Origin of the sequence: Enterococcus sp. AZ170 (assembly GCF_050545135.1) — a bacterium.
Classification (GTDB): Bacteria; Bacillota; Bacilli; order Lactobacillales; family Enterococcaceae; genus Enterococcus_L; species Enterococcus_L ureilyticus.
Genome location: NZ_CP172947.1, coordinates 1780716 through 1795037, shown reverse-complemented (window position 1 = coordinate 1795037; position 14322 = coordinate 1780716). Strand labels below are relative to the sequence as shown.

16 protein-coding genes are annotated in these 14322 nt (G+C 36.2%); 9 read left to right on the top strand and 7 right to left on the bottom strand.

The features are described 5' to 3' along the window. Positions 1-7: 7 nt before the first annotated feature. The gene (locus tag IGJ55_RS08690; RefSeq protein WP_430606175.1) at positions 8-583 is read left to right on the top strand and encodes a hypothetical protein; all 576 of its coding nucleotides are present in this window, start codon (positions 8-10) and stop codon (positions 581-583) included. A gap of 85 nt (positions 584-668) precedes the next feature. Here IGJ55_RS08690 and IGJ55_RS08685 read toward each other — a convergent pair whose 3' ends face one another. After that, complete coding sequence (locus IGJ55_RS08685) at positions 669-1601, bottom strand: mechanosensitive ion channel family protein (RefSeq protein ID WP_069640713.1); 933 nt, start codon at positions 1599-1601, stop codon at positions 669-671. Between the two features lie 140 nt (positions 1602-1741). On the opposite strand from IGJ55_RS08685, the gene IGJ55_RS08680 reads away from it, so the two are divergent. The 4 genes from IGJ55_RS08680 to IGJ55_RS08665 all read left to right on the top strand — a co-directional run bounded on the left by IGJ55_RS08680 (position 1742) and on the right by IGJ55_RS08665 (position 5584). Continuing rightward, the gene (locus IGJ55_RS08680) at positions 1742-2758 is read left to right on the top strand and encodes a branched-chain amino acid aminotransferase (protein WP_207120309.1); all 1017 of its coding nucleotides are present in this window, start codon (positions 1742-1744) and stop codon (positions 2756-2758) included. A 96-nt stretch (positions 2759-2854) separates the two neighbouring features. Continuing rightward, positions 2855-3547 (top strand): DUF6612 family protein, encoded by a 693-nt coding sequence (locus IGJ55_RS08675; protein WP_207120310.1) that lies wholly within the window; start codon positions 2855-2857, stop codon positions 3545-3547. Between the two features lie 157 nt (positions 3548-3704). Further along, positions 3705-4649: a glucosaminidase domain-containing protein gene (locus IGJ55_RS08670; protein WP_430606173.1), complete on the top strand. Its 945-nt coding sequence runs from the start codon at positions 3705-3707 to the stop codon at positions 4647-4649. A gap of 110 nt (positions 4650-4759) precedes the next feature. Next, positions 4760-5584 (top strand): aldo/keto reductase, encoded by an 825-nt coding sequence (locus IGJ55_RS08665; RefSeq protein ID WP_430606171.1) that lies wholly within the window; start codon positions 4760-4762, stop codon positions 5582-5584. A 63-nt stretch (positions 5585-5647) separates the two neighbouring features. Here the strand turns inward: IGJ55_RS08665 and IGJ55_RS08660 are convergent, their stop codons facing one another. Then, a complete protein-coding gene (locus tag IGJ55_RS08660) occupies positions 5648-6367 on the bottom strand; it encodes a gamma-glutamyl-gamma-aminobutyrate hydrolase family protein (protein WP_430606169.1) in 720 nt (239 codons plus the stop codon). 145 nt (positions 6368-6512) lie between these two features. Then, complete coding sequence (gloA, locus tag IGJ55_RS08655) at positions 6513-6887, bottom strand: lactoylglutathione lyase (protein WP_069640707.1); 375 nt, start codon at positions 6885-6887, stop codon at positions 6513-6515. A gap of 174 nt (positions 6888-7061) precedes the next feature. Here gloA and IGJ55_RS08650 point away from each other — a divergent pair, with 174 nt between their 5' ends. After that, on the top strand, positions 7062-7505 hold the full coding sequence (locus IGJ55_RS08650; protein WP_430606168.1) for an NUDIX hydrolase: 444 nt from the start codon (positions 7062-7064) through the stop codon (positions 7503-7505). 68 nt (positions 7506-7573) lie between these two features. Here the strand turns inward: IGJ55_RS08650 and yidA are convergent, their stop codons facing one another. The 4 genes from yidA to IGJ55_RS08630 are packed head-to-tail and all read right to left on the bottom strand — an operon-like array spanning position 7574 to position 11006. Next, on the bottom strand, positions 7574-8380 hold the full coding sequence (gene yidA / locus IGJ55_RS08645) for a sugar-phosphatase (protein WP_069640705.1): 807 nt from the start codon (positions 8378-8380) through the stop codon (positions 7574-7576). A 17-nt stretch (positions 8381-8397) separates the two neighbouring features. Beyond that, on the bottom strand, positions 8398-9780 hold the full coding sequence (locus IGJ55_RS08640; protein WP_069640704.1) for an HD domain-containing protein: 1383 nt from the start codon (positions 9778-9780) through the stop codon (positions 8398-8400). Positions 9781-9784: 4 nt separating this feature from the next. Beyond that, on the bottom strand, positions 9785-10654 hold the full coding sequence (locus tag IGJ55_RS08635) for a lipoate--protein ligase family protein (protein ID WP_069640703.1): 870 nt from the start codon (positions 10652-10654) through the stop codon (positions 9785-9787). Beyond that, on the bottom strand, positions 10647-11006 hold the full coding sequence (locus tag IGJ55_RS08630; protein WP_069640702.1) for a hypothetical protein: 360 nt from the start codon (positions 11004-11006) through the stop codon (positions 10647-10649). The genes IGJ55_RS08635 and IGJ55_RS08630 overlap by 8 nt, the downstream gene beginning before the upstream one ends. 192 nt (positions 11007-11198) lie before the next feature. On the opposite strand from IGJ55_RS08630, the gene IGJ55_RS08625 reads away from it, so the two are divergent. The 3 genes from IGJ55_RS08625 to IGJ55_RS08615 are packed head-to-tail and all read left to right on the top strand — an operon-like array spanning position 11199 to position 14127. After that, positions 11199-12197: a thiamine pyrophosphate-dependent dehydrogenase E1 component subunit alpha gene (locus IGJ55_RS08625; protein WP_430606166.1), complete on the top strand. Its 999-nt coding sequence runs from the start codon at positions 11199-11201 to the stop codon at positions 12195-12197. After that, positions 12194-13189, top strand: a complete 996-nt coding sequence (locus IGJ55_RS08620; protein WP_430606165.1) for an alpha-ketoacid dehydrogenase subunit beta — start codon at positions 12194-12196, stop codon at positions 13187-13189. Before IGJ55_RS08625 ends, IGJ55_RS08620 begins: the two co-directional genes overlap by 4 nt. Beyond that, a complete protein-coding gene (locus IGJ55_RS08615) occupies positions 13186-14127 on the top strand; it encodes a sugar-binding transcriptional regulator (protein ID WP_069640699.1) in 942 nt (313 codons plus the stop codon). Before IGJ55_RS08620 ends, IGJ55_RS08615 begins: the two co-directional genes overlap by 4 nt. Positions 14128-14322: the final 195 nt, after the last annotated feature.

The following is a 14322-nucleotide window of genomic DNA, read 5'->3' as shown; positions in this document are numbered from 1 at the left end:
TGGAAATTTGAAAAAGGGTAGTATCGTTGGAATTATTGTAGGAAGTTTATTATTAACAGGTTGCTCAACTACTAATTTTTATAATAGAAAAAAAGAAGTAGGGATAACCGATCGAGTGAGTCAAAAAAATGACGATGGAACAACTGATAAAAAAATATCTTTTGAAATAGAAGAGGCGATGTTCTCAGTTGATTTAATCAAGGGTTGGAAAGAATTAGAGGTTGAAGAGGTATATGAAGATGCCTCCGTTGCATTAAGTAATATGAAAAACACTATTTATTATGTTGTCATTGGAGAAAATAAAGAGGACTTCGAGAGCCTTGATTTCTATAAAGAATTAATTATAGAACAGATGATCGATGAACCTGATGAGGTTCAAGAAAAAGAAGTGACTAGAAACGGACTTAAAGGAACCAATTATACGTTTTACCAAGCGGTTGATGGAATTAAATTTTTCTATGATATTGATATTTTAGAAGGTAAAGAACATTTTGTTCAAAGTATCTCATGGACATTAAAGAGCAAAGCAAAAACAAATCAAGACACAATGGAACAGTTATTGGCAAGTATTGAAGAAAAATAAGCCAATCCAAAACAGACAGAAACAACGCTCAATGAGTGAAGTTTCTGTCTGTTTTTATCTAGTATGATTGGAATATTTTCAATGATTACTTTATAGTAATCGGTGTATTTGGAATTGTGAAGTTTGCTTCAGATAATTTTTTTACATACTGTGTTAAAAATTCTTCTCTGACCAAGGCTTGTTTTCCGTTTAAAACATACATCGTGGTACGAATTGCAAAGTTTCCATTTCCAAGATCGACCATTCCAAAAATTGTAGGACCCGATTGAATACTTTCAGTGTATTTTTCTTTTAGTTCTTCGTTTACTTGATCAATCACAGCGATAATTGCATCATATCCTTCGTCTGGTATAATACGAACATCGATCAAGACTTGCATATTTGATCTAGAAAGATTACTGATGGTTGTGATATTTCGGTTTGGAATAAAATGAACCGTCCCATCTAAAGCTTTCATTTGAGTTGTTCTAAGTCCAACCGCTGTGACCGTTCCTTCAATACCTAAAGCGCTCAAGCGAATATAATCGCCAACATCCATTTGTTGTTCTAAAATAATGAAAAAACCCGTAATAATATCATTCATAAAACCCTGAGCACCTAAGCCAATAGCCACACCAGCGATCCCTGCTCCAGCAAGAAGTGAACCAACAGGTACACCGATTACCGTTAACAAAGAATAGACAAAAAAGAAAAAGAGTGTATATTGAAAAGCGTTGTTAATCAATGTATGTAAGGTTTTCAAACGACTCTCACTAAGTGTTTGTTTCTTACTGTAATTTCCATAAGCTTGATCAATTAATGACTTTCCTACTCGATTTAAAAAGGCAAAAAGAAGTATCAAAAATAAAAGATAAATTGTTTTTTCAATCAAAGTAGCAATAATTTGATCCCAATTGATGCCGTTCCAAAAGCGTTGTAAAGCATTAACTTTTTTTTCAGTGACCGTTTTTATATCCAGTGTAGAATCCATGGTACTTTCAATGGTGGAACTGGATAGTGCTTGTCCGAAAATAAACAAAGAGATCCCAACTTTCTTTTTAATCTATATTCATTTTATCATTATACTTGAAATTAAAAAAAGATGTCACCTTTTATGGAAAAAGCTTAACAAAATCATTGGAAATGTGTTACAATATTCTGAAAATAAGGAGTGATCATATGACAATTGATTGGGATAATTTAGGCTTTGATTATATAAAAACCCCGTTTCGCTATATTTCGATGTGGAAAGATGGCCAGTGGGATGATGGTAAATTAACAGAGGATAGTACGTTGCATATCAATGAAGGTTCGGCAGCACTACACTACGGGCAGCAATGTTTTGAAGGGTTAAAAGCCTATCGATGTAAAGATGGTTCCATCAATTTATTTAGAGTTGATGAAAATTCAAAACGAATGAATCGAAGTGCTAAACGTTTATTGATGGCTGAAGTACCCGAAGAAAAATTCATTCATGCTATAGAAGAAGTTGTAAAAGCAAATGAAGCATTTGTTCCACCATATGGCAGTGGCGGAACACTATATATCCGCCCGTTATTAATCGGTGTCGGGGCAGGCATAGGAGTAAGCCCAGCACCTGAATATCTTTTTACTGTTTTTTGTATGCCTGTTGGAGCCTACTTTAAAGGTGGTTTAACGCCGACAAACTTTATATTTTCTGATTATGATCGTGCAGCACCTCAAGGAACCGGAGCGATTAAAGTTGGAGGAAACTATGCAGCAAGTTTTCTACCAGGAGAAGAAGCAAAAGAAAGACACTTTTCAGATTGTATCTACCTTGATCCAATTACGCATACGAAAATTGAGGAGGTTGGGTCAGCCAATTTCTTTGGTATTACGAAAGATGATCGCTTTGTTACACCACTATCTCCGTCTATTTTGCCAAGTATTACTAAATACTCTCTTCTTCATTTAGCAGAACATAATCTTGGACTAGAAGCAGTTGAAGAGGATGTTTTTATTGATGATTTAGATCGATTTAAAGAAGCTGGTGCTTGTGGGACTGCGGCTGTGATCTCACCAATCGGCGGGATACAAACGTATAAAGATTTTCATGTGTTTTATAGTGAACAAGAAGTCGGACCAGTGACACAAAAATTATATGATGAACTGACAGGCATTCAGTTTGGTGATATAGCTGCACCAGCTGGTTGGATCAGAAAGATAAAAGCATAACTTTATAAAAGCTCTCGTATTTTTGAATTAGCTTTAGTATAATGGTTGTTAGGGGATATAGTTAAATCTAATAATATGAGAGTTTGGAGAGTTAAAATGAAAAAAATTGTTTTGGTCGTTGCTTTATTATTTGTGTTATCAGGTTGTAATAAGCCACTTACAAAAGAAAATGTACTTAAGCGCATGGATACGCAGGAGGCCAAAGTGGATAGCTATTCATTGGAAATGGATCTTAGTGTAAAAATTAATGCGTTAGGTCAGAAAAATAGCTCAACTGTTGAAATGAGTTCTGAAGTTGACCGCAAAAATGATAGTTTCCATATTGATGTATTGAATGCAGATGAGGAAGAGCTTGAAATTATTATAAAAGATGGGAAAGCTTACTTAGAAGATCGCCCAGGGGTTTGGAAAAAGACCGCTAAAGTGGATGCTAAAGAATTTAGTAAGCAAATTGATTACAGCGTGCCTTTAGAATTACTAAGTCTTGTTTCAGATTCATTAGATCTTGAGACAACGGACGAGGATTATCATCTGGTTTATGAAGGTTATGATAAAAAATTATTTAAAACATTAAAGAAATATTATAATGTTTCATTTACTGGATTTGATACCGATGAAGACTTAACCATTGAGATGGATATACGTGCGGATAAAAAAACGTTCAACGTCCAAGAAATGAATATCAAAATTGTTGGAGAAAATAAAAAAGGACGGGTTGTTATTAGTATTGATTCAGAATTGGATGATTTTAATAAAATCGAGAAAATAGAATTGCCTGAAGAAGATTAATTAATCATATATTTCACTACTAAAAGGAAATGACGAGCGAAACTCGTTGTTTTTTTTTTCATTAAAAGTAAAAAAAGCATATAACCTTTTATGATCAAAAAGCTAAAGAATTGCGTATTGTTATTTTAGATAACAAAATCACGAAGGGAAGAGGCGGATGAACAATAAAGTATTATTGATAATGATTTTAGGCTTAGTAATGCCAACCTTGATGATTGCTGCACCAGCTCTAAAACTTAGCAGTACACTGAAAGAAAGAACAGGATTAAAAACAATCAAAATAATAAAGACTGACACGATCAGTGAGAGGAAGAATCAATCATCTAAATACGCACGATTTTTAGCCCAGTCTGTAGAAATCTCTGATGATATTCATGAAATAATAAAGAGCGAAGAAACTGTATCTGATTTTTCAGAAACGATGACTGATAAAAGCCAATCAATTGAAGAATTTGTCCATACAATAGGAGAGCAAGCTAGTAAAATAGCTAGTTATCATGATTTGTATGCCTCGGTCATGATAGCACAAGCAATTTTAGAATCAGAAGCAGGAAATAGTGCTCTATCGATTCCACCGTATTATAATCTATTTGGAATCAAAGGAGATTATAAAGGTGCCACAGTTGTGATGAAAACACAAGAAGACGACGGTCAAGGAAATTTGTTCACCATTGATTCAAAGTTTCGCCAATATTCGTCCTATAAGGAGTCTTTGGAAGACTATGCCATGCTTTTAAAAATGGGCGTAACTGGGAACACTTTATATTATCAAAGTGTCTGGAAAAGTCAAACTAAGAATTATCCAGAAGCTACCAAATCGCTAACTGGGAAATATGCAACGGATGCCCTGTATGACGAAAAGTTAAACCGCTTGATCGAAGTCTATCAGCTGACAAAATATGATATTGATCAACAAGAAGTGCTAAGCAAATTGCGCGTTTTTACTGAAATAACAATTAAAGATGTTGCAGTAAAAATCAATGCATTAAAGCGGATAATAAATACTGAGTTGGGCGCAAAACACAAATGGAGAATTATACAACAAGTTTCGAAGTTAATTAGGAAATTATTTTTTTATGTACTAAAAGTTTTGCGATACTAATGCAATAATCAGCTTATAACTCACAGTAGAGATAAGCCAGTTGTTTTCCAATGGGTGTTTTAAAGAGTATAATATAAATGTAGGAATTGTTTAGGAAAGGAATGAAACAAATGTCTTTTGAAGAAACAAAAAAATTGGCCAATGGTTCTAGCATCCCACGGTTAGGATTGGGTGTCTGGCAAGTAAAAGATGGAGATGAAGCAGTCGATTCTGTAAAATGGGCTTTAGAAACAGGCTATCGTTTAATCGATACTGCTGCCGCGTATAAAAATGAAGCGAGTGTTGGCGAAGGAATTCGTCAAGCAGGAATTCCGCGAGATGAGATATTTGTAACAACTAAGCTATGGAATGCTGATCAAGGCTACGAATCAACCTTACAAGCGTTTGACGAGAGTTTAGCCAAACTTCAACTAGACTATGTTGATTTGTATTTGATTCATTGGCCTGTTGAAGGTAAATATAAAGATTCTTGGCGTGCGATGGAAGAAATTTATCAAAGTGGTCGTGCAAAAGCTATTGGGGTATCTAATTTTCACGAACATCATATTGAAGATTTATTGACAACAGCCAAAATTGTTCCAATGGTTGATCAAATTGAGATTCATCCTACTTTGACACAAGAACCGTTACGTAAATTTTTAGCTGCAAATAAGATTGCGGTTGAAGCCTGGTCTCCTTTAGGGCAAGGAAAGATTTTAGCGAACCCAACTTTAATTGAGATTGGCAAAAAATATCATAAAACGGCAGCTCAAGTGATCATTCGTTGGCATTTGCAAAGTGATATCATTGTGATTCCAAAATCAGTTCATCAAGATCGAATCGAGCAAAATTTTGATGTTTTTGATTTTGCATTAACGCAAGAAGATATTAAACAAATTGATCAATTAAATACTAATGAACGCTTAGGTCCAGATCCAGAAAACTTTGATTTTTAAAAATGAATAAAGCAAAATAGCAAGAGAACTGTATCAAACGTTCTCCTGCTATTTTACTATTATTTAAAATTGGTTGACAAAATAGTCAAAGAGTTTGAATTCCTTAGCATCTATATCAAAACGCAGCTCAGGATGCCATTGGACGCCTAGAATCCGTTGCTCCTTTGTAACGGATTCAACAGCTTCTACAATACCATCAGATGCTTTTGCTGTTATTTTTAAAGTGGGTGCTAATCGGTTGATGGCCTGATGATGATAAGAGTTAACACGATAATTAGATCCAAAAAGTTGATATAAAATACTGTCTCTTTCTACATGAATATCGTGCGTTGCAAATTGTGGTTGGGTAGGTTGTTGTCCATGTTTTACTGTCCAGTCACGGTATAATGAAAGATCTTGAAATAAGGTTCCTCCTAAAGTAATATTAATCAACTGCATCCCTCGACAAACAGCGAAAATAGGTTTATGCTGTTTGATTGCTTCTTTGATTAAGGCTATTTCAAAAAGATCACGATTGCGATTAGTTTCTTCTAATTTTGGATGAGGTTCTTCCCCAAAAAAGTCAGGAGAAATATCTTGCCCGCCCGCTAATAATAATTTATCGATTTTCGAAATATATCCTGCAGCAGTTTCAGCTTTTCCAATAGGTAAAATCATAGGTAAGCCTCCTGCTTGTTGTATCGCTGTCACGAATCCTTGTGGTGTATAAGATACATGGTTACCGTTGAAAACATCAACGGATTGAATAATTTGGTTTCCGGCTATGCCGATAGTGGTTGTCATCTGATCACGTCCTCAATTAATATGTAGAATATCAGTGTATCACTTTTTTTAAAAAATAGGGTAAAAATGATTTGGTGATTAAAATGTCAATAAAAAACAGCTACTCATTTATTAGGGAAACCTAAAACGAGTAGCTATCTATCTTTTAGCGAGCGCGAATAACTTCGATCTTATAACCATCTGGATCTGTAATAAAATAATACGATGGTGGTGTTCCAGGGAGGCCTTTCATATCGGTAACAGTAAATCCTGCGTTTTTTTGTTCTTCATGCAATTTTTCGATTTCATCCGTACTTATAGCGATATGTCCATAACCATCTCCTAAGTGATAGGCTTCATGATCATAGTTATACGTTAACTCTAGTTCATAACCATCTCCTGGTAAAGTAAGGTAAACTAAAGTAAATTTATGTTCTGGAAAATCGCGGCGGCGGCTTTCTTCAAAATTGAATGCCTTTTGATAAAATTCTAGCGACGCTTCTAAGTCTTTGACACGAACACAAGTGTGAGCCATTTTCATATGAGTCATCTTCCTTTCATAAATGAATCTTATCGCAGAATGAATCAATTCATCTGCTGATATTTTTATAGTAGCATAGACTTTAATGAAATTGTGAGTGAAATGATACGATATTACTTGTTCATGAGAAAATTCTCATGTAAAATTAGTTTAAACGAAAAAGGAGTTGTTTTTATGGAAACACCGTCATTTGGTGAAAAATCAGAAACACTGACTTATAAAAAAAGAATGGGTGCTTATATTGTGATATCACGACATAATGCAACAGAAATAGTTTTAGTTCAAGCACCTAATGGGGCATACTTTTTACCAGGCGGAGAAATTGAACAAGGTGAGACGAAAGAACTGGCGATTCATCGAGAAATGATCGAAGAGCTGGGCTTTGAAGTAGTCATTGGACATTACCTAGGGCAGGCCGACGAATATTTCCACTCCAGACATCGAAATACAGATTATTATAATCCAGGATATTTCTTTGTTGCAGATAGTTGGCGGCAAATATGTGCTCCGTTAGAAAAAACAAATATGATTAGTTGGGTCCAAGTAGATACAGGAATTGATTTGCTAAAAAGAGGTAGCCACAAGTGGGCAGTGAAAAAATGGCAGACAAAAAAATAAGCAAAGAATAAACCAATCTGAGTTTTATCTCTGCTTATTTTCTTATTGTGAATGAGCGATTCTTAGATTTATATATATTTCAATAAAATTTCTGCAACACCATCTTCGTCATTGCTCGTAGTCTGAACATCAGCTGCACGTTTTACACTGTCTGTGGCATTGCCCATAGCAACACCAATTCCTGCATATTCGATCATGGACAGATCATTTTCATTGTCTCCGATAGCCATTGTTTCTGCTTGGGAGATACCTAAATGTTCCGCTAATTTGGCTAAAGCATTCCCTTTACTTGCTTTTTTATTTAAAATTTCATAATAAAAATCAGTACTTTTTACAGTTGTATATTTATTAAGAAAATCAGCTGAAAGTTGGCTGATTGCTTTATCTAAAACTTCAGGCTCATCAATCATCATCATTTTAATAATTGATAATTCAGGTGTCATTTCTTCTACCGTACGGTATTTTAAAGGCATGTCAACAAGGTAAGCTTCATGCACTGTGTATTTACCAATATCTCGATTTGCCGTATAAATTGCTTTATCGTCAATTGTATGCAAATGCACACCAGCTTTTCGAGCGGTCAATTCAATTTCTAAAAAGTCATCATAGCTTAAGGTATATTGAGAGATGATTTCGTTTGACTTTGTCGCTTGAACTAAAGAACCATTATAAGTGATCACATAATCGTTGTCTCCGTATAAGTCTAATTCTACTAATTGTTCTGTCACGCCTGGCAAAGGACGGCCTGTACATAACACGATATACATACCATTTGCATTTGCTTTTTGCAGTGTTTCTTTAACTTTCGGTGTGATCTTTCTGTTTGAATCAAGTAATGTTCCATCGATATCGATTGCCACTAATTTAACTGTCATAATTTCCTCCTGTAAACCTATTCTTTATTTTTTCCTTCAACTTCAACCAATGCGCCATTATGAATGTAGGACGCAAACTCACGGTAGGTATCATCAAACAAATCATAATGATTCTGCCTTTTAGGATCGACCATTTCTTTTGGGAAATAAAAGCGTTCGTCGATTTGCGTTTGACCGGCAAGAGCTGCAACTAAGTGGCTGACTTTTGATAATTCAATCAATGTGCCATCTTTTTGCATAATTTCAATCTGGGTACGATGACTATTTTTTTCTGGACGGTAAAAATCATATGGTAAATCATAACTTGAATTGATCGCTGTATAATATTTAGGATTATAACCGACTTTCTCGATTAATGCTTGTAAATGTCGGATCGTCACGGAATCACGATTTCCAGAAAATGTCGCAGATTTTAATGGTTTACGTATTAAAAATCGGTTTGCCAAATCGTTTAAGATTGGATCTGGCAAGGAAGTCCATTGCGTAAAATAAGTATTCAAGACACCGTCATCTAGCTTTAAATATTCTTGTAATGAGAAGTTTCCTTTAAAAAAAGGGACTAAAAGTTGAGAATGCAGTTGATAATCCTCAGGCTGCTGTTCATATAATTCTTTTGCTCGATGAAGTAAGTGATCTAAAATAACTTCCATACCACGAGAAACAGGATGGAAATACACCTGTACATACATTTGGTAGCGGCTGACAATATAATCTTCTACCGCATGCATGCCGTTCATCGCAAAGGCTAATCCGTCTTTATAAGGTCGGATTACGCGTAAAATCCTAGTTAGATCAAACGTTCCATATTCTGTCCCTGTAAAATAGGCATCTCGTAATAAATAATCCATCCGATCGGCGTCAATTTGACTGGAAATCATTTGAACCACTTGCGGATTAGGATACTTTTTTGTGATAACACTTGCAACTTTGTCTGGAAAATCAGCTGCAACTCGATTTAATATTTGGAAAACTTCTGTCTCAGGAGATGTAATAATTTCTACTGTGATTGCTTCATGATCCGTCTGGAAAATGTGCTCAAATGTGTGCGAATAGGGCCCGTGACCAACATCATGAAGTAAGGCAGCGCACAAAGCAACGAGACGTTCATTATCATCCCATCCTTCTTCGCCTAAACGTTCGGCTGAATAATTCCGCTGAAAGATATCACAAATACGACGCGTTATTTCATAAACGCCAAGGGAATGGGCAAAACGGCTATGTTCTGCTCCGTGAAAGGTAAAAGAAGAGGTACCTAATTGCTTGATCCGACGTAGTCTTTGTACTTCTGCAGAATTAATTAAATCCAAAATAACCTGATGCTGAACGTGGATATAATTGTGAACTGGATCTCTAAAAACCTTTTCAATCGGTAAAATTTGATGTTTATACAGGGTTGGCATTTTTTCACTCCTTTTTAGTAATCGTTTCATCTAATAATTGATTTCGCTGCTTCATTTTCTCTAATTGTTTGTCGATTTCGGCAGTAAAGCAATCAGATTTAAGCAATTTTGGTAATGCTTGACTGTCTATGACAACCGATGTGTCATCTATTAATACGTTGATCAATCGCTTTTTCACCACTTCGATTGTTAATTTTTCGTTAAGCAACTCTTCTAAATTCGCCATAACTGTTGGATCAACAGGAGGATACCCATTTTTCCCGAAGTCATCTTGTAAGCTAATTCTATAGAAATCTCGAACGATTTCACCGCGTTTTTGTTGGTTACCATTGATACTCAAATAAATCATGATTGCAATACCGTCTTTTACACGGCGTTGCGCGATACCAGCAAATTTTTTACCGTTAATACTCAAATCAAACGTCCCGGGACAATAAGAATCAGTTATTTCGAAGGCTTCAATATCGTGGGTTATGTCACCGAATGCTCGTTTGATCCAATGCCACATATAATGATACGCTTCATCGATGCTGATTTTTTTACTTCCAGCATTTGGCAGAATCAGTGAAACATTTAAAATACCAGAATCAGCAATCACGCCTAATCCACCTGCATTACGTATCACAGTTTTATAGCCATTTTCCTTTAAAGAAATAAGTCCTTTTTTCAGATCAGTCACACGTGTATCTTTCATTCCCAAGATCATTGCTTGGTCAAGTTGCCAAAAATGGATCAACGGTTGCTGATTGATTCCAGAAAATGTGGTAAAGGTATCTGTTAAGGCAAAAGGCAAAAAGTAGTCTTTTGCTGTTAAGCAATTCTGATCATATAAAAAGACTGTATTGGTTGTAAATAATTGCGTTAAATTAGTCATCGTATTCTTCATCCTGTTTTACGCGAGAAACGTAATCCTTCACTTCTTTATTCATTTGATTATATTCATTTGTAAAACGCATTGGCTTACTAATAATTCTCATTGGCATGGTGGCTAAAAATTTACTGAAATCTTCCCGTGCTTCTTCTGTCAGGCGACCAGGTTTTGAGACTAAGCGTTCATAGAGGTAATGATAAAATTGATTCATTGCATCAATATCGATGCTCATTTGATTATGGCACTCGATACATTCAATGCTAGAAATGATTTCATTCATGTATTGAATATCATGGAGTGTTTCTTTTTGGCAATGCATACAAAATAACATCGCTTCTTCATCGTGAAATAACATTTGTTCCACCTCCATTTTCTATTATATACGATTTATGAGAAAAATCATGCTTATCTGAATAGAAATAACAAGGAAATAGGCAATTTTTAAGGAAATCAAAAAATTGAAGAGAAAATCTTGCTATCCAGCTAAGAAAACTATAGAATATTTACATATGATTCAGGAGAGAACGAATGTAAAAGGAGTGAGGAGTTGAAGCGAAAAGTGGACAAGATTCCAGTGACTAGACCGATTGTTGCTACAGAAGCTTTGAAGAGAATGTGGGAAATTCGAATTTTTGAAGAAATGATCCAAGAACTTTTTGATGCAGGTGAATTATATGGCACGATGCATCTGTGTATCGGACAAGAGGCTACGGCAGTTGGCGGAGCAAGTAGCTTAAAACAGACTGATTGGATTGTTTCCACCCATCGAAATCATGGCCATTGTATTGCAAAAGGAACTGATATACGAAGTATGTTTGCTGAGATGTTAGGGAAAAAAACTGGAACGAATGAAGGCAAGGGTGGTAGTATGCACATCGCTGATTTGAATATAGGAAATCTTGGTTCAAATGGGATTGTCGGAGCTGGTTTTCCAATTGCCGCCGGTGCTGCGCTGAGTGCCCAAATGCAAAATACAGATCAAGTAGTCCTTTGTTACGCTGGCGATGGCGCTGTGAATGAAGGCAGTTTTCATGAAGCATTGAATTTAGCTTCTATTTGGAAGTTGCCTGTGATTTATCTCATTGAAAATAACCAATATGGAATGAGCAGCTCAATTGAGCAAATGGTCAATATTGACCATCTTTCGCAACGTGGTAAAAGTTATGGTATTGAAGGGATAACGATCGATGGTAATGATCTGACCGAGGTTTCCAGAACTGTTGCGCAAGCCGTAGAAAAGGCGCGAAACGGTAGTGGACCAACCTTGATTGAAGCACTGACGTATCGTCATAAAGGGCATTCTAAATCAGATAAATTACTTTACCGATCCGAAGCTGAATGCCGAGACTGGCAAGAAAACAATGATCCGATTGTACGATTAGAAAAAAAACTGATTCAAAATGGAGAAATTGAAGCGAACGAGATTCGGCAAATGGAAGAGGTGATTCGAAAAGAATTTGCAGACCTACTTGCTTCTGTGAAACATGATAGTGAACCGACAGTTGAAGACTTGTGGACGCATGTCTACGCGGAGGATACCTTATGAGAATAATCTCTTATTTACAAGCAATCAATGAAGCGTTAGATGAAGCATTGAGCCAAGATGAACATATTTTTCTTTTGGGAGAAGATATCGGTATTTATGGTGGTGGCTTTGGTGCTACCAAAGGCCTTCAGAAAAAATTTGGAAAACAGCGAGTTCGCGATACGCCAATTTCTGAAAGCGCACTGGCGGGAGCTGCAGTGGGAGCTGCGATGACAGGAATGCGCCCTGTAATAGAATTACAATTCTCAGATTTTATTACTATTGCGATGGATCAACTGGTTAATCAAGCGGCTAAAATCCATTATATGTATGGCGGAAAAGCCAAAGTTCCGTTAGTGATGCGAACTGCAGCTGGTTCAGGAACAGGAGCAGCCGCTCAGCACTCACAGAGTTTAGAAAATTGGATGGCTCATATACCTGGGCTAAAAGTAATTCAGCCAAGTAATGCGTACGATGCAAAAGGATTGCTGCATGCCGCCATAAAAGATAATAACCCTGTGATGTTTTATGAACACAAATTATTATACCAAACTGTAGGAAGTGTTCCAGCGACTCCTTATACTATTCCGATTGGTGTAGCAGATGTTAAATGCCTTGGGGATGATGTGACGATCGTTGCTACAGGAATAATGGTCAATAAAGCGTTACAAGCTGCTGAGATTGTAAAAGAAAAAGGAGTCTCAATCGAAGTTATCGATCCAAGAACCTTAGTTCCACTTGATAAAGAAGCGATTTTAGCTTCTGTTAAAAAAACAAAACGAGTGATCGTTGCAACTGAAGCGGTTAAAAATAGTGGCTTTGGTGCAGAAATCACAGCAATAATTGCTGAATCAAAAATTGCTATGAAGTTGAAAAGCCCAATTATTCGCTTAGGTGGTGAGTTTGTTCCTATGCCTGCTCAAAAATTATTAGAGATGCGTGCAACGCCCCAAGTCGATACATTAGTTGCTGCAATAAATCAATGTATGAGTAAAGCGGGGCTTCAACGATGAAAATCAGTGAAGATCGCAGAAAAATCTTAAAAATCGTTACAATGTACTATGAACAAGGTTTGACTCAAGCAATGATCGCAAAAGAAATGCGCATTTCTCGACCTGTTGTTTCAAAAATTTTACACCAGGCAAGGGAATCTGGAATCGTTTCAGTTTCAATCAAAGATGAATCTGCTTATGCAGTTGCTTTGGCTTTACGCTTAGAGCGAAAATATCAACTTAGTGACGTTATTGTGATACCAACTAATGAGCAAAAAAAATCTGAAACCATTCAAAAGGAAGTAAGTCGGGCAGCTGCATATTATTTTAAAGACCGTTTGACAGCTGATATGAGTGTAGGCTTGTCTTGGGGAACGACCTTAGCAGATATGATCGATGAAATGCCCTATTGCTCATTTCCAACGATGAATGTTTGTCCGCTTGTAGGAGGTATTTCAAGTGAGCATCTGTATTTTGACACCAATCATTTAGTCTTCCGATTAGCTGAAAAAATCTATAGCCGTTGTCAGTATTTTTATGCACCGGCCCTAGCAGAAAGTATTGAATTAGCAAATGTTCTAAACAAGTCACAACTAGTTGGTCGTGCGATGGCACAAGCAAAGAATGTTGACTTTGCAATCATTGGCGTAGGGAATCCTATTGAAAGCTCTACGTGGATGCGTCTTGGTTATATCGAGACAGAAGAACTACAAGTGATAAAAGAAACTGGGGTAAAAGGTGATGCAGTAGCCTCCTTATTTGACAAAAATGGCAAAACAGTAAACAATGAAATAAGCAAACGAATGTTGGGTGTCAAAGTGGAAGATTTAATGGAAATACCTGATGTGATGGTCATTGGTTGTGGGGTAGAAAAAGCTGAAAGTATCAAGCCGTTATTGCTGGGGAACTGCTTGACTATTTTAGTTATTGATCAGACAATTGCCGAAGCCTTGGTTTAACCTTGACTGATGCATTAGTATGAAGTTAAAATACAAATGAGTTTGTTCTGTGTTTAATCATATCTAGCATTGCAAGCTAGTTCCTCAGAAAAATAAAGAAATATGATTGTGGCAAAAAGTGCCGCTCTGTTATTTCCCTTTTTTTCTGACAGAGCTGAAAAAGCCCGTTACACTTTTAAAATAAGGAGAGTGCTT

Excerpts from the sequence above, each read along its gene's own strand:
- IGJ55_RS08635 (WP_069640703.1), bottom strand. The coding sequence starts at position 10,654 with ATGACTAATTTAACGCAATTATTTACAACCAATACAGTCTTTTTATAT.
- IGJ55_RS08680 (WP_207120309.1), top strand. The coding sequence starts at position 1,742 with ATGACAATTGATTGGGATAATTTAGGCTTTGATTATATAAAAACCCCG.
- IGJ55_RS08665 (WP_430606171.1), top strand. The coding sequence starts at position 4,760 with ATGTCTTTTGAAGAAACAAAAAAATTGGCCAATGGTTCTAGCATCCCA.
- IGJ55_RS08620 (WP_430606165.1), top strand. The coding sequence starts at position 12,194 with ATGAGAATAATCTCTTATTTACAAGCAATCAATGAAGCGTTAGATGAA.
- gloA (WP_069640707.1), bottom strand. The coding sequence starts at position 6,887 with ATGAAAATGGCTCACACTTGTGTTCGTGTCAAAGACTTAGAAGCGTCG.
- IGJ55_RS08630 (WP_069640702.1), bottom strand. The coding sequence starts at position 11,006 with ATGTTATTTCACGATGAAGAAGCGATGTTATTTTGTATGCATTGCCAA.
- IGJ55_RS08615 (WP_069640699.1), top strand. The coding sequence starts at position 13,186 with ATGAAAATCAGTGAAGATCGCAGAAAAATCTTAAAAATCGTTACAATG.
- IGJ55_RS08650 (WP_430606168.1), top strand. The coding sequence starts at position 7,062 with ATGGAAACACCGTCATTTGGTGAAAAATCAGAAACACTGACTTATAAA.
- IGJ55_RS08640 (WP_069640704.1), bottom strand. The coding sequence starts at position 9,780 with ATGCCAACCCTGTATAAACATCAAATTTTACCGATTGAAAAGGTTTTT.
- IGJ55_RS08660 (WP_430606169.1), bottom strand. The coding sequence starts at position 6,367 with ATGACAACCACTATCGGCATAGCCGGAAACCAAATTATTCAATCCGTT.
- IGJ55_RS08675 (WP_207120310.1), top strand. The coding sequence starts at position 2,855 with ATGAAAAAAATTGTTTTGGTCGTTGCTTTATTATTTGTGTTATCAGGT.
- yidA (WP_069640705.1), bottom strand. The coding sequence starts at position 8,380 with ATGACAGTTAAATTAGTGGCAATCGATATCGATGGAACATTACTTGAT.
- IGJ55_RS08670 (WP_430606173.1), top strand. The coding sequence starts at position 3,705 with ATGAACAATAAAGTATTATTGATAATGATTTTAGGCTTAGTAATGCCA.